Origin of the sequence: Blautia sp. 1033sp1_1033st1_G9_1033SCRN_220408 (assembly GCF_040929965.1) — a bacterium.
Classification (GTDB): Bacteria; Bacillota; Clostridia; order Lachnospirales; family Lachnospiraceae; genus Blautia_A; species Blautia_A ammoniilytica.
The window spans coordinates 51,737-73,817 of the sequence record NZ_JBFKZO010000016.1; the positions used below are offsets into that span (position 1 = coordinate 51,737).

Annotated in this window: 20 protein-coding genes; 18 read left to right on the forward strand and 2 right to left on the reverse strand. The window is 38.8% G+C overall.

The window, feature by feature from the left end:
• Nucleotides 1–7: 7 nt before the first annotated feature.
• The 7 genes from AB5916_RS11965 to AB5916_RS11995 all read left to right on the forward strand — a co-directional run bounded on the left by AB5916_RS11965 (nt 8) and on the right by AB5916_RS11995 (nt 5,944).
• The gene (locus tag AB5916_RS11965) at nt 8–1,690 is read left to right on the forward strand and encodes an acyl-CoA dehydratase activase (protein ID WP_368191047.1); all 1,683 of its coding nucleotides are present in this window, start codon (nt 8–10) and stop codon (nt 1,688–1,690) included.
• Nucleotides 1,691–1,763: 73 nt separating this feature from the next.
• The gene (locus tag AB5916_RS11970; RefSeq protein ID WP_368191049.1) at nt 1,764–2,978 is read left to right on the forward strand and encodes a glycosyltransferase; all 1,215 of its coding nucleotides are present in this window, start codon (nt 1,764–1,766) and stop codon (nt 2,976–2,978) included.
• Nucleotides 2,972–3,664: a glycosyltransferase family 2 protein gene (locus tag AB5916_RS11975; RefSeq protein WP_368191110.1), complete on the forward strand. Its 693-nt coding sequence runs from the start codon at nt 2,972–2,974 to the stop codon at nt 3,662–3,664. Before AB5916_RS11970 ends, AB5916_RS11975 begins: the two co-directional genes overlap by 7 nt.
• A 14-nt stretch (nt 3,665–3,678) precedes the next feature.
• Complete coding sequence (locus AB5916_RS11980; RefSeq protein WP_368191051.1) at nt 3,679–4,098, forward strand: DUF2304 domain-containing protein; 420 nt, start codon at nt 3,679–3,681, stop codon at nt 4,096–4,098.
• Between the two features lie 132 nt (nt 4,099–4,230).
• A complete protein-coding gene (locus AB5916_RS11985) occupies nt 4,231–4,404 on the forward strand; it encodes a hypothetical protein (RefSeq protein ID WP_173727103.1) in 174 nt (57 codons plus the stop codon).
• A complete protein-coding gene (locus AB5916_RS11990; protein WP_368191052.1) occupies nt 4,391–5,122 on the forward strand; it encodes a type II toxin-antitoxin system PemK/MazF family toxin in 732 nt (243 codons plus the stop codon). The genes AB5916_RS11985 and AB5916_RS11990 overlap by 14 nt, the downstream gene beginning before the upstream one ends.
• 36 nt (nt 5,123–5,158) lie before the next feature.
• Nucleotides 5,159–5,944, forward strand: a complete 786-nt coding sequence (locus AB5916_RS11995; protein ID WP_368191053.1) for a glycosyltransferase — start codon at nt 5,159–5,161, stop codon at nt 5,942–5,944.
• Nucleotides 5,945–6,069: 125 nt separating this feature from the next.
• Here AB5916_RS11995 and AB5916_RS12000 read toward each other — a convergent pair whose 3' ends face one another.
• The gene (locus AB5916_RS12000) at nt 6,070–7,005 is read right to left on the reverse strand and encodes a glycosyltransferase (protein WP_368191055.1); all 936 of its coding nucleotides are present in this window, start codon (nt 7,003–7,005) and stop codon (nt 6,070–6,072) included.
• A 15-nt stretch (nt 7,006–7,020) separates the two neighbouring features.
• Nucleotides 7,021–8,004: a glycosyltransferase family 8 protein gene (locus AB5916_RS12005; RefSeq protein ID WP_368191057.1), complete on the reverse strand. Its 984-nt coding sequence runs from the start codon at nt 8,002–8,004 to the stop codon at nt 7,021–7,023.
• 382 nt (nt 8,005–8,386) lie between these two features.
• Between AB5916_RS12005 and AB5916_RS12010 the strand changes: the two genes are divergently transcribed.
• The 11 genes from AB5916_RS12010 to AB5916_RS12060 all read left to right on the forward strand — a co-directional run bounded on the left by AB5916_RS12010 (nt 8,387) and on the right by AB5916_RS12060 (nt 22,072).
• The gene (locus AB5916_RS12010; RefSeq protein WP_368191059.1) at nt 8,387–8,830 is read left to right on the forward strand and encodes a hypothetical protein; all 444 of its coding nucleotides are present in this window, start codon (nt 8,387–8,389) and stop codon (nt 8,828–8,830) included.
• The gene (locus AB5916_RS12015) at nt 8,811–9,284 is read left to right on the forward strand and encodes a DUF6575 domain-containing protein (protein ID WP_368191060.1); all 474 of its coding nucleotides are present in this window, start codon (nt 8,811–8,813) and stop codon (nt 9,282–9,284) included. Before AB5916_RS12010 ends, AB5916_RS12015 begins: the two co-directional genes overlap by 20 nt.
• Nucleotides 9,285–9,308: 24 nt before the next feature.
• The gene (locus AB5916_RS12020) at nt 9,309–9,698 is read left to right on the forward strand and encodes a protein-export chaperone SecB (RefSeq protein ID WP_368191063.1); all 390 of its coding nucleotides are present in this window, start codon (nt 9,309–9,311) and stop codon (nt 9,696–9,698) included.
• Nucleotides 9,699–10,048: 350 nt separating this feature from the next.
• Nucleotides 10,049–11,455 carry a glycosyltransferase gene (locus AB5916_RS12025; RefSeq protein ID WP_368191065.1) on the forward strand — a complete coding sequence of 469 codons (1,407 nt, stop codon included), beginning with the start codon at nt 10,049–10,051 and terminating at the stop codon, nt 11,453–11,455.
• 14 nt (nt 11,456–11,469) lie between these two features.
• The gene (locus AB5916_RS12030; protein WP_368191067.1) at nt 11,470–12,900 is read left to right on the forward strand and encodes an ABC transporter permease; all 1,431 of its coding nucleotides are present in this window, start codon (nt 11,470–11,472) and stop codon (nt 12,898–12,900) included.
• Between the two features lie 15 nt (nt 12,901–12,915).
• On the forward strand, nt 12,916–14,421 hold the full coding sequence (locus tag AB5916_RS12035) for an ABC transporter ATP-binding protein (RefSeq protein ID WP_368191068.1): 1,506 nt from the start codon (nt 12,916–12,918) through the stop codon (nt 14,419–14,421).
• A 41-nt stretch (nt 14,422–14,462) separates the two neighbouring features.
• On the forward strand, nt 14,463–17,507 hold the full coding sequence (locus tag AB5916_RS12040; protein ID WP_368191069.1) for a glycoside hydrolase family 99-like domain-containing protein: 3,045 nt from the start codon (nt 14,463–14,465) through the stop codon (nt 17,505–17,507).
• Between the two features lie 134 nt (nt 17,508–17,641).
• Complete coding sequence (locus tag AB5916_RS12045) at nt 17,642–19,669, forward strand: glycosyltransferase 87 family protein (RefSeq protein ID WP_368191071.1); 2,028 nt, start codon at nt 17,642–17,644, stop codon at nt 19,667–19,669.
• 30 nt (nt 19,670–19,699) lie between these two features.
• The gene (locus AB5916_RS12050; protein ID WP_368191073.1) at nt 19,700–20,218 is read left to right on the forward strand and encodes a GtrA family protein; all 519 of its coding nucleotides are present in this window, start codon (nt 19,700–19,702) and stop codon (nt 20,216–20,218) included.
• Nucleotides 20,219–20,228: 10 nt separating this feature from the next.
• Complete coding sequence (locus AB5916_RS12055; protein WP_368191074.1) at nt 20,229–20,939, forward strand: glycosyltransferase; 711 nt, start codon at nt 20,229–20,231, stop codon at nt 20,937–20,939.
• 62 nt (nt 20,940–21,001) lie between these two features.
• Entirely contained in the window at nt 21,002–22,072 is a 1,071-nt protein-coding gene (locus tag AB5916_RS12060) for a mannose-1-phosphate guanylyltransferase (RefSeq protein WP_368191076.1), read from the forward strand.
• Nucleotides 22,073–22,081: the final 9 nt, after the last annotated feature.

Below are 22,081 nucleotides of genomic sequence, written 5' to 3' on the forward strand. Positions count from 1 at the left end.
TGAGGACATGATGAATAATAACAAAATATATTATGTGTGCAAATATACACCAATAGAACTGCTGGCTGCAATGGGAGCCAGCTGCGAAAATCTGAATGGAATGCCGGGGAATTTTGAACTTGCAGAGCAGATGGTCCATCCTAATATCTGCGGCTTTGGGAAAGCTGTGCTGGAAGCTGTTATGGAAGGACAGGTGAAGGAGCTGGTTCTTGTGAACTGCTGTGATACCATCCGCAGTGTTTATGATGTGCTGGAAGACATGGGAAAGCTGGATTTCCTTTATATGGTAGACATGCTGCATGGGGAAGGCTGCTGCAGCCGGGAGAGGACTGCTCTTCAGCTGAAAGGCCTGGCAAAGGCATATGCAGAATATAAAGGACAGGATTATCTGCAGATGTTTTGCAGGGAAGCATTTGCAAAGGCATTTGTACCGCCGGTGAAAGAAAAAGGAGCCCATTTAAGCGTTATGGGTGCCAGAATGGGCAAGGAACTATATGAAATGGTACAGAAATCCATGCCATATCCGGTAGAGAACGATTCCTGTGTAAATAATCGTTCTGTAGGAGAGGCAAAGCCTCCCAAAGAGAAGGATTTTGATAAGCTGATGGACTGGTATGCAGGAGAACTTCTGGGTCAGATGCCATGTATGCGTATGATGGATCATACAGGCCGGAAACAGCTGTACCAGGATCCGGGTCTGAAAGGAATCATATACCATACAGTAAAATTCTGTGATTTTTACAGCTTTGAATATGCAGAACTTAAGCAGCATGCAGCAGTGCCTTTGTTGAAGATCGAGTCGGATTATACTATACAGAGCAGCGGACAGCTTCTTACCAGACTGGAGGCATTTGCAGAAAGCCTGGTGCAGGATGAACGGAAAGGACAGGAACGGAAAATGGGAAAAGGTTATTTTGCAGGCATTGACAGCGGATCCACCAGTACAGATGTGGTGATCCTGGATAAAAACAGACAAATCGTAGCCGGGATCATCCTGCCTACCGGCGCAGGGGCTGCCATTGGTGCAGAACGTGCCCTGGAGGAGGCCCTGAAGGATGCTGGGCTTACAAGAGAAGATATTGATGCCCTGGTTACTACCGGATATGGGCGGACAGCCATCCAGGATGGAGATAAAAGTATTACAGAGATCACCTGCCATGCAAGAGGAGCCCATTACCTGGATACTTCTGTGCGTACTGTGGTGGATATCGGAGGACAGGACAGCAAGGTGATCCGACTGGACGAGCAGGGGAATGTAGTGAATTTTGTTATGAATGATAAATGCGCTGCCGGAACCGGCCGTTTTCTTGAGATGATGGCCAGAACTATGGAGATGAGCCTGGATCAGCTTGGAAATTGCGGCATCCAATATAAAGAAGACATTACTATTTCCAGTATGTGTACGGTTTTTGCCGAATCAGAGGTGGTTTCCCTGATCGCCCAGAATAAAGAAACAGATGATATAGTCCATGGCCTTAATAAGGCAGTGGCTGCCAAGACAGCAGCCCTTGTAAAGCGGGTAGGCGGAGAAGAAAAATATATGATGACTGGCGGTGTTTCCAGGAATCAGGGCCTTGTAAAAACCCTGGAAGAACGGCTGGGCACAAAGCTTGTGATCAGCGAACAGGCACAGCTTTGCGGTGCACTTGGAGCCGCACTTTTTGCTGCTGATATGGTGACACAGGCCTGAAAGGTGAAAAGCATTGCACTAAAGAGCCGGATTGGGTATAATGTGACCTATAAAGTGTTAAAGGAGTAGCATTATGGGGATTTGGGCTTCCATTAAGAACAAGCTGAGAAGGATTGTTCCGGTGCCGAGGACTTACCTGGATAAGAAGCTTGGCGATATGGAAAAAGAAAATAAACGTCAGAGCAAGGTGATCGGAGATCTTCAGAAAGCATCTCTTGCCCAGACAAAAGCGATCGAAGAGCTGAAGGCTTTTATTGAGCAAGAGTTCAGACGCAGGGATGACTGGCCGGTGCGTAATGCCCAGCTTCGCACAGAAGCTGCAGGCAGGCCGTTGTGGGTGATCAAGTGCCCGGCGCCGGAAGGACCGGTAAAGGTACGCTGGGGAGATTACGCATATGCAGTGACTCTGAAGCGTTATCTGGACAGACTTGGCGTGTATACAGTGGTAGACACCAGGGAGGACTGGGGCTGCGAGGAAGACGCAGATGTGGTGCTGGTGCTTAGAGGCTGTCATTTCTACAGACCTGACAGAAGGAATGCCAGATGTTTGTACATTATGTGGAATATCAGCCATCCGGAGATGATCACTCCGGAGGAATATGAATTATATGACGTAGTATGTGTAAGCTCTAATTACTATGCCAAATGTTTGCAGGAAAAGGTAAAAGTGCCGGTACTGCCGCTTCTTCAGTGTACAGATACAGAGCTGTTTTATCCGGCGGAGGAGTCCGGAGATGACCAGAGCGCAGTACAGGCTAAGGGAGACTATATTTTTATAGGCAATTCCAGAGGCGTTGCCAGACGATGCGTGATCTGGTCTGCCCAGAATCAGCTTCCCCTTAAGATCTGGGGCAGCGGTTGGAAGGCTATGCTGGGACAGAATAAGGGCATGGTTCAGGATACATCCATTGAGAACAGTCAGATCCCGGATCTGTACCGCAGTGCAAAGGCTACCTTGAATGACCATTGGAAGGATATGTTGGATTACCAGTTTGTAAATAACCGTATTTTTGATGCGCTGGCCTGCGGACTGCCTGTGATCTCAGATTATTGTGAAGAACTGAAGGAGATCTTTCCGGACGCAGTTCTTTACTATAATAATAAAGAAGAGTTTGATGATTGCATCATGCAGCTGGAGACACATTATGATGAGATCAAAGAGAAGGTGGCAAAGCAGTGGCCGCTGATCCGGGAGCAGTATTCCTTTGAGGCGAGAGCCAGGGAGCTTCTTAAGATCGAAGAAAAATACAGACATACGAAGACAGCTAAGCAGCAAGGAGAATTATGAAAATACTCATTATCATTCCTGCCTACAATGAGGCAGGATGTATAGAAACAGTGGTGGACAATCTGATCCGGAATTATCCCCAGTATGATTATGTGGTGATCAATGACGGATCCACCGACGATACACGTAAGATCTGTGCCCGAAGAGGCTATAATTTCATGGATCTTCCGGTTAATACCGGGCTTTCCGGAGCTGTGAAAAGCGGCATGCGCTATGCCAATTATTACGGCTATGATTATGTACTGCAGCTGGATGGAGATGGACAGCATGATCCGGCATATATTGCAGATATGATCGATGAGATGGAGCGGACCGGCTGTGATATCGTGATCGGTTCCAGATTCAAGACAGAGCGTAAGCCCATCAACTCACGTATGATCGGCAGCCAGATCATTACAACAGCCATCTGGCTGACCACAGGCGGCAAGTATATCGGGGATGTGACCTCCGGCATGCGCCTGTTCAATAAGAAGATGATCAAGCATTTCGGTTACAACATGCATTACAGCCCGGAGCCGGATACACTGGCATACCTGTTGAACTGTGGAGTTGATATCCGTGAGGTGCAGGTACACATGTCTGAACGTATTGCAGGAGTCAGCTACCTGAATTTCAAAAATTCCGTGTGGTATATGATGAAAATGCTTTTCTCGATCCTGCTGTTCCAGTGGGTACGGAAAAGGTGAAAGGAGAGTAGACCATGACCATTACATTAAGGGCGCTGCTGGTAGTGGCAGCATTGATTACAGTGATCTGGATCCTGCGGCAGATCCGGAAGTTCAAGGTCAAAATGGAAGATGCCATTTTCTGGATATTTTTTGCAGCGATATTGCTTATCCTTGCTATTTTTCCGGAAATCTGCTTTGAATTGAGCAAGCATCTTGGATTTATGTCACCCTCTAACCTGGTATTTGTGATCATCATTTTCCTTCTGGTAGAAAAGATCTTTACCCTATCACTTATCGTGTCCCAGCTGGAGGAGAAGATCTCTATCCTGTCCGCTGAAGTGGCGCTTCGCTCCAAGGCCGCAAACCGCCGCCTGAACGACGATGAGGAGATCACCCGCGAGCTGGAAGAACGTGAGGGAGAGATAGAGGGAGAATCAGGAAAGCCATCCTGAGAAAGAAAAGCAGAAATAATTATATGGAATCGAATCGCTGTGAGATGGCCTGCCAAGAACTATTTTATATGCCTTGTTTTGATAAGAAAATGGAAATTTATCAATTGTCACATTGATAGGAAAGGAGCATTCATGAAAATGGTAAAAGAGATAAATGATTTCAAGCGTTTTATTGAATTAAATAGAGACAGACTATATGCAAGTGCTGAGAAGGCAGATGATATAGCGTTAGATGATGAGTGGATGCAAGAAGATCAGTGGGATGAGATTTATAAACAAGGAGAGAAAAAAGATGGGAAAATATAATTTAGGTGAAGTATGGTGGACTCAGTTCCCATTTCAGGAGATAAAAGTATCAAAACGCAGGCCAGCGATTGTCATTGATAAAAATACCATTGCTGTTCTTGCCATGATGGTTACGAGTAAAGCTAAGAAAAATCCGTACAGTATTAGAATTGATGATTGGCAAGAAGCTGGATTGACAAGAGAATCATGGGCAAGAATTGACAGGATCATTCAAATGGATGAATGGCGAATGGAAAAGAAAATCGGTGATTTGTCTGAAAGTGACCTATTGAAAATAACGCAGTTGGTTACAGAACATTTGTCAGAAAAATATCATGAATTTTCTCTATTGGCTATTACAAATCCGACGGGTAAGTATTTGCAGGTTTATGATGAGAGATGGAAATGCTGGTTATTTCCATATTACCGAACAGAAGATCCAAACAAGGAAAATATAGATAAGCATGCAAGTGATTTGGTTAAAATGCAAGTTACAACATCATACGTTACCAGTGCTCTCCATTGTAAATATTCTGAAAGTGATCAAGTGTATAAGCAATATAAACATATACTGTACAGTCTTGCATTGAATGATGTACCAGAATGCATGAAAGGTGATATTTTTGAACTGGACGGTAAGAAATATGCTTGGAAATCTATTGAAGAATTAGAAGCAGATAGTAATGTGATGGATAAAAATGATGACATTGTTGCTTTTGTGAAGACAAAATGCAAATAGGTGGAGAAATCAAGACAAAAGGCAGGTTAGAGGCTTATGATCAGTCATACATTTGCAGTATGTGCATATGGGCAATCCCCATATCTTGAGAAAAGCATCCGGTCTGTAGTACAGCAGTCGGTAAAGTCTAGGGTGATCGTATGTACATCCACACCCAGTGACTACATCCGTGATCTGGCAGAGAAATATCACCTGCCATATTACGTGAGAGAAGGCACCAGCAGCCTTCAGGATGACTGGAATTATGCCTATGACCAGGCTGAGACAGAATACGTGACCATTACCCATCAGGATGATATTTATCATCGGGATTATCTGAAATATATGGATCAGTATCTGGGGAAGCATCCGGATACGCTGATCGCCATGACGGATTACCGCATTATTAACCAGCACCAGCAGGTTCGGTGGGATGTAAGTCTTCTGATCAAGCAGATCATGAAGCTGCCCCTACGGATTTCGGGTCTGGCAGATAAGTGCTGGGTCAAGCTGGGAGTGCAGTCACTGGGAAACGGGATCTGCTGTCCGTCTGTATGCTATCATAAGGCCATACTTGGGAAAAGTATTTTCCAGTCTGGCTATCATTACGCACTGGACTGGGATGTGTTTGTCCAGATCGCCAGGAAAAAGGGAAGATTTACCTATATTCCTAAAGAATTGTTCTACTACAGGATACACGATGGCGCCACTACAAAGGCCTGTTTGAAGAATCAGGAGAAGACCAGGGAAGAACTGGAGATGTTCGGGAAGTTCTGGCCTGCACCGGTGGTGAAGCTTTTGATGCGGTTCTATAAGATTGGATATAAGAGTTATGAAAAGTAACTTGTCCTAGTACGGGAAAAACATTCAGAATAAAGGAAATCAAGAAAACCTTCAAATTACTGAAAGTGATAAATGATTCACACAGTGATTTGAAGGTTTTTGTTCGCTCAATGTTTCTTAATATTTTAGTATCTGTTCAGGAAAAAACAGATCTTCAGGGCAAGTCGACCGCCAGCTGTTGGACGAAGATGAGGTCTATAAGTAAGACGCTTCCACCAGATGATAAGTCCTTTTTGGTCTGTCCCGAATAATTTCAGGATTTTTTGATTCTCTTCTGATACAGAAGAAGCATATTCCTGATAAAAACGGGAGATAACATAATGGGTTTCAGACATGGAACTTCCCAGGATATCATGAGAAATCCAGTTTCTGATCAAAGATCTTGTGCTTTGATTTTCAGTAGTCACAGCCAGACCGTGACGGCGATAATAGGCAGTTGGGGTGGGGTCATATAGGATTTTGCCGAAAGCCGCGGCCAACTTCTGCATCCATCCATCATGAGGAAGATTCCTGCGGTCAGAAATCTTCAGGGCAGTATTTCTCAGGCACTCATTGATCATAATAGAAAACCCAAAAGCGGGTGTATAAAAAAGTACATCTTTAAAACCGATAGGAAGGGAAACCTGAGGTGCAGGTGATCTTTGAGAAAGATCTTCATTACAAAGATAAAAGCTGGAAAAATAAAGGAGAGGCAGGCTGTTATCATGTGCAGTAAGAAATTTGACACCCTGCATAAGCTTATCAGGAAGCCAGACATCATCCTGGTCACAGAAGGAATAGATATCAGCATTGCCACACTTCTGAAGAAGAGTCCAGAAGCTTTCCATATAGCCCAGGTTTGAGTTGGAAAGGTTGGGCAGTATATTGATTTTGGAGGCATATTCCGGATGCTGCTCTTTATATTGGTCAATCAATGCCAGGGTATTATCGGAGGATCCATCATCACGGATAAAAAGAGTGAAATTCTGGTAGGTTTGCTGAAAAATACTGTGCAGTTGTTCCAGAATATAATTGGAACCATTATATGTGGATAATAAAATGTGTACCTTTGGATCGTTCATAACAACTCCTTATACTCAATCTTTTTTTGTGAACTGATAATAACGGATTCCTATACATTTTGTGAAAAGCCTGCGGAACCAGGGGAATATCGCAGTAATCAGGTTTAGAATATGATAACAGAACAATACCTTTTCTTTTCCATAGATCATAGGAGTGTTTTTCCATGGCGTCTGCGCTTTATAGGAATCATATACCTTCCGATATGGACTGAAATTGCCGTGTACCCAGGGGCGTTCTTCACCTAGGTAATGAATAATGGAAGGATGTCGGATGATTTCTTTATATGTTGTACGACTGGAAACTTTATATGCAGGCTGATATTTACGGATAAAATAATATGGAAAATAATATAATACCGGGGCAAAATTATAGGTTTGGCTTAAGGTGAGGATATGCCCCTGGCAGCAGTGATTCAGAATATCCTGATCATTATACATCAGCTTTCCGTTCATTCGTGTATAGTAGTCTACAAAATTCTGGCAGAGCTCCTGTCTGCGCCAGTAGTCCATATTTATAAGAAGAACTCCGCAGTTATAATAAATATCTTTTTCTGCAAGTCCAATAAAGGACTTCTGAGCAGAAGGCATATACACTTCCGGTACTGCTGCAAAGGCATAATCAGTCCTGCAAAAATCTGCGGGCTCCATAGCATCAAGAGACCCATGGATAATAGTATCACAGTCCAGATAAAGAACAGTATGCACTTCCTGTGGAAGGTATCTGGTGAGAAGCAGCCTGGCTAATACAATGGGGTGAAAGCCGGAAGTGTCTGTATCAGCAGAAAAAGCACTCTGATAATCACCAATCTGCACAAAATGCAGCTGACGGTGGTACGGATTTGTCACTTGTCGCAAAACGTTTTGATTAGTCTGGCTAAGATCTGTGGACAAGATATATATACTTAGTTGCTCCATACTTTTATTGTTTTCAAGCAAAGAGAACAGGGAGATCCCAAGCATGGAAACATAAGAATCTGTGGCAATGTATACAATATTCATAAAAATCTCCATTCCGCCGCCAGGCGGCGGCACAAATTTTCTAAAGTATAGAAGATGTAATTAAACAGACATGTAATCAATCAGCAACATCATCATATATGAAAAGAAAATAGTCTAACACATTTATAGCATAATATAGGACAGGATGAAAGAGAAAAAATGTAACTGTTTAGTACCATCACAGTTACGAGGCAAAATGTCTCACAGGATATTTGCTGCCGAATAGTTGTAAAAGACAGACGGGAAAAGTTAAATCTTTATAAATTACAGGAAAATAGTTGATATTCAATAAGCCGAGCTGTAAAATGAAACCAATAAGCTATAAGAATAAATACTTTGGGAAGAGTTGAGATGTTAGGTGTTAATTGAAAAGAGATGAAAAATGAAAGAATTTCCGGATTGCTTTCCTGAAAATTTCGAGACTGAAATATTGCCTGAAGATGCCAGGGAGGACAATAAAGACGTATACAGAGTGATAAAGAATGGAATACTTGACAGAGAGAGTTTTATCAGTACATATGAGGAAATTCAAAGAGGCCTTATTCCTCCAAAGAAAAGATTAAATTTAAAAGCACCAGGTACGTATTCGACTTCTTGTAATATGCAATATTCGGAAGCACAATATGCGTTGGATGTGTTTATGCGTCATCATCCCCGTGCATTCATTGCAAAAGGTGTGACGGAAGGGAGCTGTGGGCCGAGCCAGCTTACATCTGAAAGAGAAGAAAGAGATAATACACACGTTGACTGGTGGGTATATAAAGGTGGAGCACCTCAATTTTATTTTATAGAGGTAGAGAAAAAAGATGAAGAAAAGTTACTTTGAAAATGTGACGGAAATAGGAAATCTGTATTTAGAATATGTATTTTATGAATTTGAACAGGAACCGGTTTTGTTTTTATGCCGTGATGAGTATGCAAATATATATCTTTGCTTGTGCATAGACATTCGGTATGAACAATCTTGGGTTATTGTTCCGTGTAATATAGCCTTACTTCATTTATTGATTGAAGAGAAAATGGACATTGCATCAGTTTTTCTTAGCAGAAAAAAGGGCTGGAAGATTATTATGGACATATGCGGAAATGAAAAAAGTGAAAGCGTACAAATGAAGGACATTGATCGTCTGGATCTTCCAAAAGAAGGCACATATATCAGATGTGATAAAGAAAAAGCGGAAATGTATCTCTGGAAACGAGCTTTTGAGGAAGAAATGAAGCGTAATTATGACGTTGTAAATGAATCAGATATGAGTATAAACAGTTTGGAAGCAGCATAAAAAGATTATAAGCAGAGGTGAGAAATGAAAAAAAGCAAATTTCAGTTTATCAATCCGTACCTAAAAGAAGCTGCGTTTAAGAGGAATCCTAATTTTATACCGGATGACACGGAATTTGTTATGCAAAATTCCTTTCATGTTCATGTCAGAAGAATAGGAAAGGAAAATCGGGCAAATGTGGAATTGGAGCTTGAAACAAATAAAAAAGCGGACGATGCACCATTTCAGATGCATGTTAGAGTGGCTTCTGATTTTAAATGGGAGGATTTAGATGACGATACTGTAGAGAAATTATTGAACTCTAATGCGCCTGCGCTGTTATTGAGTTATATGAGACCAATAGTGGCAAATTTAACTAATGCATCAAATCTTCCGGTGTATAATCTTCCCTTTGTCAATTTTAAAGCTGAATAAGATAGCCAAGGGATAAAAGTCTGTGAAATATAAAGATGGATATAATGAATAATAACAAATTTGTGAACCGATGGGGCAGGTTATGGTTAATTTGCACACCATCGGTTTTTTTGTCAAGATCTCCTTGCATTGGTCAATATTTGAGTTTTGACCCTGTACTTGTTTTTTATATGGGTATGTGCTAGAATAATGTGGATATTTTAGCGGTATATAAAAATAAGAAGAGTTATAGGTGTTTGCGAGAATTGGAATGGCCGAATGTAAAGTAAAAGCTTCATATAGTTAGTGATTTAGCTATAAAAGAGAGAGATTAGCTGAATGAAAATTGTACACAGGAGGTTATATTATATATGCATGCCGGATTAGTCAGCGTTTTATTACCGAATTATAATGGAGAAAAGCATCTGGAAGAAGCCATTGACAGTGTCTTAGGTCAGACATATGCCAATATTGAATTGATTATTGTAGATGACGGCTCCTCAGATTATTCAAAGACATCAATTGAAAGATATACAGATAATCGTATAAAGAAAATATATTTAAAAAGGGGAAAGCATATCAGTTATGCTCTGAATCAGGGACTTAAGTATGCATCTGGAGAATATATTGCAAGGATTGACGCAGACGATATATGGGAAAAAGATAAGCTGGAGAAGCAGATTACATACATGAACGAGCATCAGGAGGTTGCAGCTTGTTTTACCAAGATATCGTTGATTGATGGAAATGGTGCTCATATTGAAGAAAAAGAAAAGGATATTTATAATTTATATCAAAATGTGGAAAATAAGACACAGGAAGAGTGGGTTAGGTATTTCTTTTACACAGGGAATTGCCTTTGCCATCCGTCAGTAGTGATTCGTAAAAGTATGTGGGATGCTATTGGATGCTATTATGGTTTGCCATATGTTACAGCTGAAGATCTGGAACTATGGATGCGCATTAGTTTAAAGTTTCCGATATACATTATGGAAGAAACGCTGATTCGCTATCGTTGGGAAATAAGTGAAGTTAAAGTTAGTGGGATAGGAAGAGAGTCACAGAATGCGTTTGGAAATGTTCATTTATTGATAAAGAATCATTTCCTTGATAGTATTTCAGATGATGATTTTATCAGATGCTTCGGGGAGCAATTTAAGAATCAGGAATCATCCACATCAGAGGAATTGGAATGTGAAAAAGCACTATTGTTTTTTAAGGAATCAAAAAATGCAGGAAATGTATTTTGCGGTTTTCAGAGAATCGAAAATATTTTAAATAAGCCCTGGGGAGAGAAACTTCTTCATGAAAAATATGATTTTGACTTGAAAAAATATTATAAGAATTATAAGAAAACAGTATTTGTCAGTCTTACAGATGAAGAAAAAATAAAAGTACATGATCAATTAATGGGTGAACTGGAACATCGACAAAAGTATATTGAAGATCTGCAAGAACTGGTTGCCCAGTATGAACTGAGGTCGGAAGAAAATAAACAGGAAATAGAAGCATTATGTGGTCTGAATGCGAAATTACAGAATAGTAATAATGAATTGAAGAATAGAAACAGTATGTTGGCTGTTCAGAATGTAGCATTGCACAAGAATGTAGATGATCTACAAAAATCCACAGTTGATCTGCAGAATTATTGTGAGGATCTGAAAAATATAAATACAAGTCTGCAAAAACAAAAAGACGATTTACAGAATTCGCTTTCCTGGAAGGTAACAAAACCTTTGCGTGTAATTGCAAATGGTGTTCAAAAAAATAGCAAGTAATATAGGGAGTATATATGAAACAAAATAGCATCTGGAGAAAAATTTTATATTATGGTCTGGCTGCAATAATTGTGTTAGGCGTTATTTATTTTGCGATTGGTAGCAAGAATTTACGGATCATAGATTATGCAGAGAATTATGCAAAAGTAAGTACCACACAGATTACGCCGAATTTGTCTGAAGGGGTAACGATTCGTCAGTCTTTTGTTGTTCATGGGGATTATATGAGTGGTGTCGTCCTTAGGTTTGCAACGTATGGTGACACTTTAAAAGATGGAAATATTACGGTAGTTCTCAAAGATGAAAAAGGGAATGAACTGGCTAAGGCAGATACAGACGTGTCAAAGCTTAAGGATAATGAAGATTATACTGTGGAATTTTCAGAAAAAGTATCTGTTAAACGAGGTGAGAAGTTAAGTATTGAAATCCAAGAAGTGGATAATACAGACGGACAGACTGCGACTTTGTGGATGGGAGACTTGCAGGAAGACTGCGAATTACAGGTGAATGGCAGTTCTGTAGAAAATACGTTGTATTTTAATCCGATTGAAACGCGAAATGGATATTTTAAAATTCAATTTGCAATTGTTATGGTTGTCATTCTTATATTGTTTATTGCACTGTGCCTTTTTGAAGAAAAAAAGGACAACAAAGGAGATAAGACTGGTGTAGGGGAATGTGTGCATATTTTTGATCAGTATAGTTTCCTTTTAAAACAGCTGGTGGGAAGAGATTTTGCAGTAAAATACAGAAGAAGCTACCTTGGTGTTGTGTGGGTAATACTGAATCCCTTGCTTTCTATGATCGTATTATCAGCTGTCTTTTCTTTTATATTCAGGTTTAATATCGAGAATTTCTCTGTCTACCTGATTTTAGGACAGATTATGTTTAATTTTTTTAGTGAAGCAACACAGATATCTATTACCACGATTACCGGTGCTGGACAGATGATCAAAAAGATATATGTGCCTAAGTATATATTTCCATTGAGCAAGACGATGTTTTCTTTCCTGAACTTTATTCTGAGCTTTATACCGGTTGTACTTGTAATGGCGTATTATCGGATTCCACTGACTATTAATGTGGTATATCTTCCGGCACTATTGTTGACATATTTTTGCTTTGTATTGGGTGTTGGATTGATGCTGGCAGCAGTGCAGGTGTTTATGCGTGATACACAGTATCTGTACGGAATACTTCTTACTTTATTGGGATATCTGACACCTATTTTTTATTCCATAGATTCACTTTCACCGTTATTCCAGAGAATTATGTTATTAAATCCGTTATTCCATTATATGAACACACTGCGTACGATTCTGCTGTATGGAGAAACGCCATCTGTTGCTCAGATGGCCTGCTGTGCCGGAATTGGAGTGGTTATGCTGGGAATCGGAATTACTTATTTCCATAAAAGACAAAAGAGATTTATTTTATATATTTAATGATGAGGATATTTTATGAATGAAGAATGTGCAATAAAAGTTGAAAATGTATCTATGCATTTTAATATGTCTGCAGAGAAAGTTGACAGTTTGAGAGATTATATTGCAAAAGCATTGTCTCATCAGCTTTTTTATAAAGATTTTGTGGCAGTTGATTCTGTATCTTTTGAAGTGAAAAAAGGTGAGGTATTCGGCATTGTTGGAACTAATGGTAGCGGAAAGTCTACATTACTTAAAATGATCGCTGGTGTTTTGGAGCCTACAAGCGGAAAGATTTCGACACAGGGAAAAATGGCTCCATTGATCGAGTTAGGTGCCGGCTTTGACGGAGAACTAACTGGTCGGGAAAACATTTATCTGAATGGTGCACTGCTTGGATATAGCAAAGAATTTATTGATCAGCAGTTCAAATCTATTGTGGATTTTGCAGAATTATGGGCATTTCTTGATATGCCGTTAAAGAATTATTCTTCAGGTATGACTGCGAGAATTGCATTCGCAATTGCTACTGCAGTAAAACCGGATATTCTTATTGCAGATGAGATTCTGGCAGTTGGAGATTTTTTGTTTCAGCAGAAATGTGAGGCAAGGATACGGGAATTGATGGAAGGTGGAACAACTGTTTTGCTGGTATCCCATAGTATTGACCAGATTGAAAGTCTGTGCAACAGAGCTTTATGGATTGAAAAAGGCAAACAGCTGATGCTGGGAAACACATTTGATGTTTGTAATGCATACAGGAACATTCAAAATAAAGGAGATAATGCCCAGTATAAAAAGTATCAGATCGTTGCAGAAGAGAAATGCAGCATTTGTGGAAGTGATGCACAGTTCCGGGATGAGCCTGGAATGACATACAAAACGGAAGCAGTATGCTCCTGCTGTGGTGCGTCTATCAGAACTGCTGATATGATGAAGCTATATTTGAAAGAAGTGTTTGGACTGGAAAATGCTTCTTTGTCTGATCATAAAGAATTATTTGAAAAAAAGAAAATTTATACTTCGGCTAACTGGGGGCCAGTAACAGCCTTTTTTACACAATTTGAAAATTACTATCAAATGGATGGAGACTATAGTGATAAGTGTAAGGCTTTAGAGTCTGAAGAATTGTATGAGGACATGCCAGATGATCTGGATCTGATCTGTCTGGAGGATCTGTTTATCTGTACAGAAAATACCAGAGAGATCATCGGAAAATTAAAAGAACACTTATCCTCAGAAGGGGTGCTTTTATTAACCTTACAGGTTTATGATGGAGAAAAGACAGAGCTTGATAAGAAAACAAAGCATGATACAAACTGGAACGGACTTCCAATGAGAAATAAATGGGGAAGTGCAGATATGGCTGAGGTTTTCAATGAATTGGGATTTGATACAACCATTTATAATGGGCATAAATGGTATGAACCAGACGAAATACTGAAATATGGTACGTACTATAAAGAATTTGAAAACAATCATCCGTTTTACTTCCTGAAATTTAATACATGGGCAATTGTTGCAAAAAATAAGGGAATATAAATAGTTGTTAATGAGAGGTTTGAAATAGTTAGGAGAACAAAATGCGGAATGAACTGCAGAATTATGAGGAAGAAATACAAAAATTAAATGATCAGATTGATTCACTAAATAATCTGAATGCCACATTAAGAGAGGTGGCAGCTGCAAAAGAGAATGAACTGGAAAAGATTCGTAGTTCTATCAGTTGGAAACTGACAGCACCATTTCGTTATATGGGAAATGTGTGTTATAGTCTAATGCAGAAGACATACTTTACTCAATGTGCCCTGGAAGCTATTAAGATATTGTTTACTAAAGGGCCAAGAGAAGTATGTCATGCCTGTGCCAGATTTATTGATAGAACCAGAAATTCAAATGATGCAGGATTGATGACTGAGAGCCGATCCAACAATAATAAGGATGGATACAGTGCATATGATTCTGTATATGAGGAAAATAAAGTTTTCAAAGGACAGCCTGATGTAAAAATGCTGGCTTTTTATCTTCCACAGTATCATACATTTCCTGAAAATGATGAGTGGTGGGGAAAAGGCTTTACAGAATGGACGAATGTAAAAAGAGGCGATTCTAGGTTTGTGGGACATTATCAACCCAGGGTGCCACATAAGGATATTGGATATTATAGCCTGGAAAATGTTTCTGTATTGGCAAAACAGGCACAGCTGGCGAAAGAGCATGGAATTTACGGTTTCTGTTTTTATTATTATTGGTTTTCTGGTAAGCGTTTAATGGAAAAACCGGTAGACATGCTGTTGAAGCATCCGGAGATTGATCTTCCGTTTTGCTTATGCTGGGCAAATGAGAATTGGACCAGAGCCTGGGATGGGAAAAATAAGAACATCCTGATTGCACAGGAATATAGTGATAAGGATGACGAGCAGTTTATTCTGGATATGAAGAAATATATTGATGACTCCAGATATATCAGGATCAATGGAAAACCGTTGGTCATGGTTTATAATCCGGGACAGATCCCAGATTGTCACAAGAGTTTTGCAAAATGGCGAGAATGTGCCAGAAAGGCAGGAATTGGAGAGATTTTGATCTGGACCTGTCAGACTGCAAATAATAATGCGGATCTGCTTAATATTACAGATTGTATTGATGCAGAAGTGGAATTCCCACCACATAATATGTGGCTGGATTCCATTGCTGTACGAGATCTGGATCTGAAAGGAAAGGCAGCCTTTATTTTCAATTATCAGAGACTGGTAGATTACCAGGTGAAGAAATTAGAAGAAGACAAGAAAGTTTCTGTTCCGATTCATCACAGCTGTATGCTAGCTTGGGATAATGCAGCAAGACGAAAGAATGAGTGGTTTACGTACTATGCATTTTCGCTTCGCAGCTTATACAAATGGGTATTAGCTATTGCTAAGAAAGCGAGAAAAGATTTTGATGAAGAGGAGAGATTCATCTTTGTCAATGCATGGAATGAATGGGGTGAGGGAACATACCTGGAGCCGGATGAAAAATATGGGTATTCCAACATTAATACTGTTTCCAAGGCTTTATATCAGTTGCCATTCTATGATGATCTGTGTATCCTGGATGAGAAATCTGAGAAGGCAGAAGTGCAGGTTTTAGATAAAAAGATTGCTGTGCATGCACATATGTTTTATCTGGAGACTCTGGAAGAAACGATTCAGAATATGAATTATATTCCAGGAGCATTTGATTGTTATGTATCAACTGACACAGAAGAAAAAAAGGCAGTTATCGAAAAAGCGCTTAGAGATAGATGCAAATGTGAGAAATTCCAGGTTATGGTGTTGGAAAACCGAGGACGGGATGTAGCTCCTTTCATAGTTCAGATGACTCCTGTTATTCAGAAATATGATTATGTGTGTCATATTCACTCCAAGAAAACTAAGACAGGTGAATATGGTAATGAGTGGAGAAAATACATTTTCAGGCATTTGTTTGGTGGATCTGAGTATTTACAGACATTGTTTAATGTTTTTGAAAAGAATTCCAAGGTTGGAATCATTATGCCGGAAACATTCCCTGTTCTTGAATTACAGGCAGAATGGGGAGGAAATCTTGAAGGTGTTCAAGCCCTGTTGACGAGAATAGGTTGTGAAACAGAAAGCCTTCCCCAGGATCCGGTATTTCCAGTTGGAAATATGTTCTGGGCAAGGGTAGAAGCTATTTTACCAATGTTTACGGCTGGTATTAGACAAAGCGATTTTCCACAGGAAAGTGGACAGGTAAATGCTACGATTGCTCACCAGATCGAAAGGTCATGGGTTTATGTTGCAGAAAAGAAAGGCTTTACTTACAAAAAAGTCTATAATAATTTCCGTCATGTAAAAAACATGCCAGGGAAGAAACGCTTGGGAATTTTTGTCCACTATGATAAGACAAACATCATCAGTAGCGAGGATTTAGAAACCCTGAAAGCGTACAAAGGAATACTGCAGGATATTGTATTTGTTACAAACTGTGATCTGACACAACAGGAACTGGACAAGGCAAAACCCTATGCGTCTGATATAATGAAACGAGACAATATAGGGATGGATTTTGGCGCATGGAAGTATGTGTTGTGTGCATTAGGAAAAGAAAAAGTTGGCGAGTATGATGAACTTGTTCTTTTCAATAATAGTTGTTATGCTCCACTATATGACATGAATTATGTTTTTGAAACAATGGAATCCGAAAATGTGGATTTCTGGGGAATTACACTATTTCCATATCTGTCTGATGGTACATACATTCATAAAGAATGTATACCGGAACATTTACAGAGTTATTTCACTGTATACAAGAAAAATGTGGTCAACAGTGAAGCGTTCTGGGAGTTCTGGGAAGGCATGCCTGTCTATGAGAATTATATAGATGTGGTGGGTAATTGTGAATCTCAATTTACTAAACTGCTCCATGATGCTGGATTTAGTTATGCGCCGTTTATAAAAGAAAGCCTTTATATAAATCAGTATCTGAATAATTATTCCATTCCCTATGAGAAACCAACATCATTTGTTCTGCTGGGGGATCCTCTGGTTAAGAAAAAATCAAAGGATTATGTGAAAGAAGAGGAACGGGTAAAACTGGCATATCTGATGGAAGCTATGAAAAACTGAAATTAACAAAAGGCAGCTAAGAGTCATTGCGTGAATTTTTATTAAGTCCGTATGTAAACAAAGGGAAATGAATTTTGTTTTTGCAAAAAACGGCAATGACTTTATAGCTGCTGTTTTATTGTGATGGAGAGAACATGAAAAAATTAAAAAATAATGTATTTTTCTATTTAATACTAGGAATTTTGGCTGCAATATGCGTATATAAAATTCTGCCCTGTGTTGTAGATAAAATGGATTTGCTCTGCAGTGAGGAAAAATCAACAGATTCGATGGATATGCAGTCCATGGAAGTAACCGGATCTGAAATGGAGATCACTCAGGTTCTTCCGAATAAGCTTTCAAGATTGAAAAAGATAAAAATAAAATTTGGTACTTATGGTCAGATTAATCAAGGAACTGTAAAAGTGATTCTTAGGGATGATACGGAAAACAGGGAACTTGGGTCTGTTGAAAAGGATTTGAAATATTTTATAGACAATGAATATGAAGAATTTGTTTTTCCTCAGATTATAAATTTGAACAATGAACATGAATATTCATTTACATTAGATTGTATGTTGACGGGAGAGAGAAGTAGGATTGCCATTTATAAAACACCGGATTCGAATGGTGGCTGGTTATTTATTAATGGCACACTTGATGAAGAGAAATTGTGTTTTTCACAGGTGGGCTTTGTAAATGATGGTGCTGCCGGGAAAAGTCTGTTTTTGGTGTTCATTTTGATTATAGCCGCGCTGGTGAGTTTAATGTTTTACCAATGTGTGCTTCAGAAAGAATATAGAAGTATAGAGAAACTGGATGTTTTATTTGTGGTTTTTGCAATCGTAGCTTCATGGCTTGTTTTTTCCCAGTATGGAGATATGGAGATTACCATTAAACACTCTGAGGATCTTCTGCATCTGATTCGGAGCGGAAAACCAGGAGAATTTTATTCATACGTTTTAAATAAAGCGCTGGATGGGGGATATTTTGGAAAAACAACAATTGTCAATGGTGCAAATTATAATATAGGATTATATATAGTATTGGCCATATGTATGCTCCCACTTTTTCTGGTAAGAAGTCTTTTTGGAATTGAAATTTCAGATGTATTCAGTGTTTTATATTTTGACTTTTTTGTGATTTGTCTGGTGGTTTATTCTGCATATCTTGTGTATAAAATAGCAGGTGATATGGGGCTTGACCGATCGCAGGCCAAAAGAACGGCATATTTATATATAGCGTCCCCAATTCTGCTTTTTGCTACAGTCGGGTTTGTCCAGCTGGACATATTCTACATTGTTATTGTTTTATGGGCTGTGAGAAAATACCTGAAACATGAGTATATGTGGTTTTCTGTATTAATGTCTGTAGCCATCATGCTGAAAAGTTTTCCTATACTAATGTTCATACCTATGATCTTACTGGTGGAAAAACGATTCTGGCACATTATAAAATATCTGGTGGTAGGAATTGCTTGTTCAGGTATATATGGTGTTTTGTTTGGAAGAGATTTTGGGTATTCTTACACAAAAGAGCAGCTGGAAACGTTTTATGGATTTACTAAGAGACTGTTTTATGCAGGAGTCAATGGCGGAATGGGAATGTATGCATTTTTAGTTCTTATTATGGTGGCTCTTTGCGTATGGTGTTTTGATAAAAAAATGAATGAACAGGATATTTGGAAGTATGTGATATTGATACCGGTGATCTGTTATGGAAGTCTGATGCTTTTGGTAGGGTGGCATCCCCAGTGGCTTGCAATTATGGTTCCATTCAGTGTATTAGGGCTTGGAATCAGTACAAAAAGACAAAGTACAATATATTGTGAGTTGGGGATAAGCCTTTTATATCTGGGAGTTGGATTTAATACATTTGATAAGAATGCAGACAATTATATGATCAATTATGGAATACTTCCTGCATTGACCGGCCATGAGTATGAGGGCGTTACTGTAAAGGAAATGATTGCACATGTTAATAATCTGCAGCAGGTACTGTTGTCTGCTTTTGGTGCTGTGATTATATGTTATCTCTTTAATATGACAAGAGATATATTAAAGATGAAACAGGCTGACGATTATAAGGATGTGTATATGGGAAGAGGATTGGTATATCTAAGGACGGCACTTACATATTGTATAACAATGTTTTTTCTGGTATTATATTTCTATGTGGGTTAAGTTACGAAAGAAGACAAGCAGGTAGATAAAATGGAAAAAGTATTAGGTTCATTTTGGAACTTTATAGAAAAGATATTGCATTTTATTTTTGTTAAGATTTTACATATAAAAATGGAAAAAGAAACCTGGGAGAATTTTCTGCAGTTTGTTAAATTTGGACTTGTGGGAGTCAGTAATTCCGTGGTGTCATATGGGATATACATTGCTTCGTTGTTGATATTTCAAAATGCAGGAATATTTAAGCATAATGACTATCTGATTGCACAGTTTATTGGATTTCTTTTGAGTGTACTTTGGTCTTTCTACTGGAATAAGAAGTTTGTTTTTGAAGTAGACGATAAAGATGTGTCGTGGGTAAGAATGTTGTTGAAAACATATGCTTCTTATGCATTCACTGGTATATTTTTGAATACGATTTTATCAATTTTATGGGTACAGTATCTGGGAATTTCAAAAGTGGTTGCACCGATCATTAATTTATTGATCAACGTTCCGTTGAATTTTATTTTAAATAAATTCTGGGCATTTAAAAATAATGCTTGTATATGAGGGAGAGAAAATGGGAATTAGTGTTGTTTTACTGGCATATAAGGAAGCTGAAAATTTAAAAGTGCTGCTTCCCGAGATTAAGAAATATGTGGAAAGATGTAAGGAAGATTATGAAATTCTGGTAATTGATACAGAGAAGGTACTGGATGATACACCGAAAGTCTGTAAACAGTACGGAGTGAGGTACGTTAATCAGGAAGAACCGTATTTTGGTGGAGCATTCCGAACAGGTATCAAATATGCTTCCAAGGATAAATTTCTGATCATGGACAGTGATGGTTCTCATCCTCCCAGATATATTGTAGATATATATAAGATGTTTGTGCAGAATAAATGTGATGTGGTTATTGGTTCACGTTACGTTAAAGGTGGCGTTACCAATGATAGCCAATCATCTCAGGTAATGTCAAAAATATTGAATACAACATTCAGGATATTCCTGGGGATTAAAGCTAAGGATATTTCTACAGACTATAGGATGTACGATACAAAACAATTGAAAAAAGTAACTTTAAAGTGCAATAACTATGATGTTTTACAGGAAGTGCTGTTGAAATTGAGACTCAATAATAAAAAGCTTAAAATTGGAGAAACGCCGATTAGCTTTAGCAAGAGATTGTATGGAGAGTCTAAAAGACAGCTAATGAAATTTATTATCAGCTACATTAAGACACTTGTGTATTTGACAGGAATCCGGTTAAAACATGTGATAAAAAAATAACCATTCGGATTATTGAGGACTATTTGGTTATAGATTAATTTCAGAGGGAAGGATATCGGATCATGAAAAAAACAGCATTGATTATGGCTGGAGGGCGAGGGGAACGCTTTTGGCCGAAGAGCAGAAAAAGTTTACCCAAACAGTTTTTATCATTGACAGATGACGGAAAAACAATGATTCAATTGACGGTAGAGCGTATTTTGCCTTTGATTGATATTGATGACATTTTTATTGTAACGAATACAGATTATAAAGAACTGGTTAAAGAACAGCTGCCGGAGCTCCCGGTACAAAATATTCTGTGTGAACCGGCAGGTCGGAGTACTGCACCGTGTATTGGACTTGGAGCTGTATACATCCGACAGAAATATGGAGATGCGGTTATGACTGTTCTGCCATCTGACCATTTGATAAAATTTACAGATATGTTTCGTGCAACCTTAAAAGATGCATTTGAGTTAGCGGAAAGCGGTGCAAATCTGGTTACAATCGGGATTACACCTGATTATCCGGAAACAGGTTATGGATATATTAAATTCAATCCTGCAAGTTTGCAGGGAAGAGCTTATCAGGTAGATCGTTTTGTGGAAAAGCCAACATTGAAGGTAGCAGAGGAGTATTTAGCTACAGAGGAGTATCTGTGGAACAGTGGCATGTTTACATGGAAAGCATCAGTTATATTGGATAATCTTCAAAAATACCTTCCAGAAATGTACAATTCTCTTCTGAAAATTGAAAAATCCGTGGGAACTGTAGATGAAGAGAGGATCCTTGAAAAGGCATATAAAGAAATGCAGTCTATTTCCATTGATTATGGCATCATGGAAAAGGCGGAAAATATTTATATTCTTCCGGGAACATTTGGCTGGGATGATGTTGGCTCTTGGTTGGCGGTGGGAAGGATCAAGAGAAAAAATGAGGCAGGAAATGTGGTTGACGGAAATATTATTACGATTGATACACAGGACTGCATTATACAGGGAGAAAAAAAGCTGATCGCAGTGGTAGGTATGAAGGATACCGTTATTGTGGATACACATGATGCTACATTAATATGCACAAAGAAAAATGTAGGAAATGTGAAAAAGGTACTTGAAAATTTGAAAATATGCAACAGAGGTGAATACTTATAAGGATCACAG

Bases quoted from the DNA above. Each gene is read 5' to 3' on its own strand.
- AB5916_RS11965 (WP_368191047.1), top strand. From the start codon at position 8: ATGATGAATAATAACAAAATATATTATGTGTGCAAATATACACCAATA.
- AB5916_RS11970 (WP_368191049.1), top strand. From the start codon at position 1,764: ATGGGGATTTGGGCTTCCATTAAGAACAAGCTGAGAAGGATTGTTCCG.
- AB5916_RS11980 (WP_368191051.1), top strand. From the start codon at position 3,679: ATGACCATTACATTAAGGGCGCTGCTGGTAGTGGCAGCATTGATTACA.
- AB5916_RS11985 (WP_173727103.1), top strand. From the start codon at position 4,231: ATGAAAATGGTAAAAGAGATAAATGATTTCAAGCGTTTTATTGAATTA.
- AB5916_RS11990 (WP_368191052.1), top strand. From the start codon at position 4,391: ATGGGAAAATATAATTTAGGTGAAGTATGGTGGACTCAGTTCCCATTT.
- AB5916_RS11995 (WP_368191053.1), top strand. From the start codon at position 5,159: ATGATCAGTCATACATTTGCAGTATGTGCATATGGGCAATCCCCATAT.
- AB5916_RS12000 (WP_368191055.1), bottom strand. From the start codon at position 7,005: ATGAACGATCCAAAGGTACACATTTTATTATCCACATATAATGGTTCC.
- AB5916_RS12005 (WP_368191057.1), bottom strand. From the start codon at position 8,004: ATGAATATTGTATACATTGCCACAGATTCTTATGTTTCCATGCTTGGG.
- AB5916_RS12010 (WP_368191059.1), top strand. From the start codon at position 8,387: ATGAAAGAATTTCCGGATTGCTTTCCTGAAAATTTCGAGACTGAAATA.
- AB5916_RS12015 (WP_368191060.1), top strand. From the start codon at position 8,811: ATGAAGAAAAGTTACTTTGAAAATGTGACGGAAATAGGAAATCTGTAT.
- AB5916_RS12020 (WP_368191063.1), top strand. From the start codon at position 9,309: ATGAAAAAAAGCAAATTTCAGTTTATCAATCCGTACCTAAAAGAAGCT.
- AB5916_RS12025 (WP_368191065.1), top strand. From the start codon at position 10,049: ATGCATGCCGGATTAGTCAGCGTTTTATTACCGAATTATAATGGAGAA.
- AB5916_RS12030 (WP_368191067.1), top strand. From the start codon at position 11,470: ATGAAACAAAATAGCATCTGGAGAAAAATTTTATATTATGGTCTGGCT.
- AB5916_RS12035 (WP_368191068.1), top strand. From the start codon at position 12,916: ATGAATGAAGAATGTGCAATAAAAGTTGAAAATGTATCTATGCATTTT.
- AB5916_RS12040 (WP_368191069.1), top strand. From the start codon at position 14,463: ATGCGGAATGAACTGCAGAATTATGAGGAAGAAATACAAAAATTAAAT.
- AB5916_RS12045 (WP_368191071.1), top strand. From the start codon at position 17,642: ATGAAAAAATTAAAAAATAATGTATTTTTCTATTTAATACTAGGAATT.
- AB5916_RS12050 (WP_368191073.1), top strand. From the start codon at position 19,700: ATGGAAAAAGTATTAGGTTCATTTTGGAACTTTATAGAAAAGATATTG.
- AB5916_RS12055 (WP_368191074.1), top strand. From the start codon at position 20,229: ATGGGAATTAGTGTTGTTTTACTGGCATATAAGGAAGCTGAAAATTTA.
- AB5916_RS12060 (WP_368191076.1), top strand. From the start codon at position 21,002: ATGAAAAAAACAGCATTGATTATGGCTGGAGGGCGAGGGGAACGCTTT.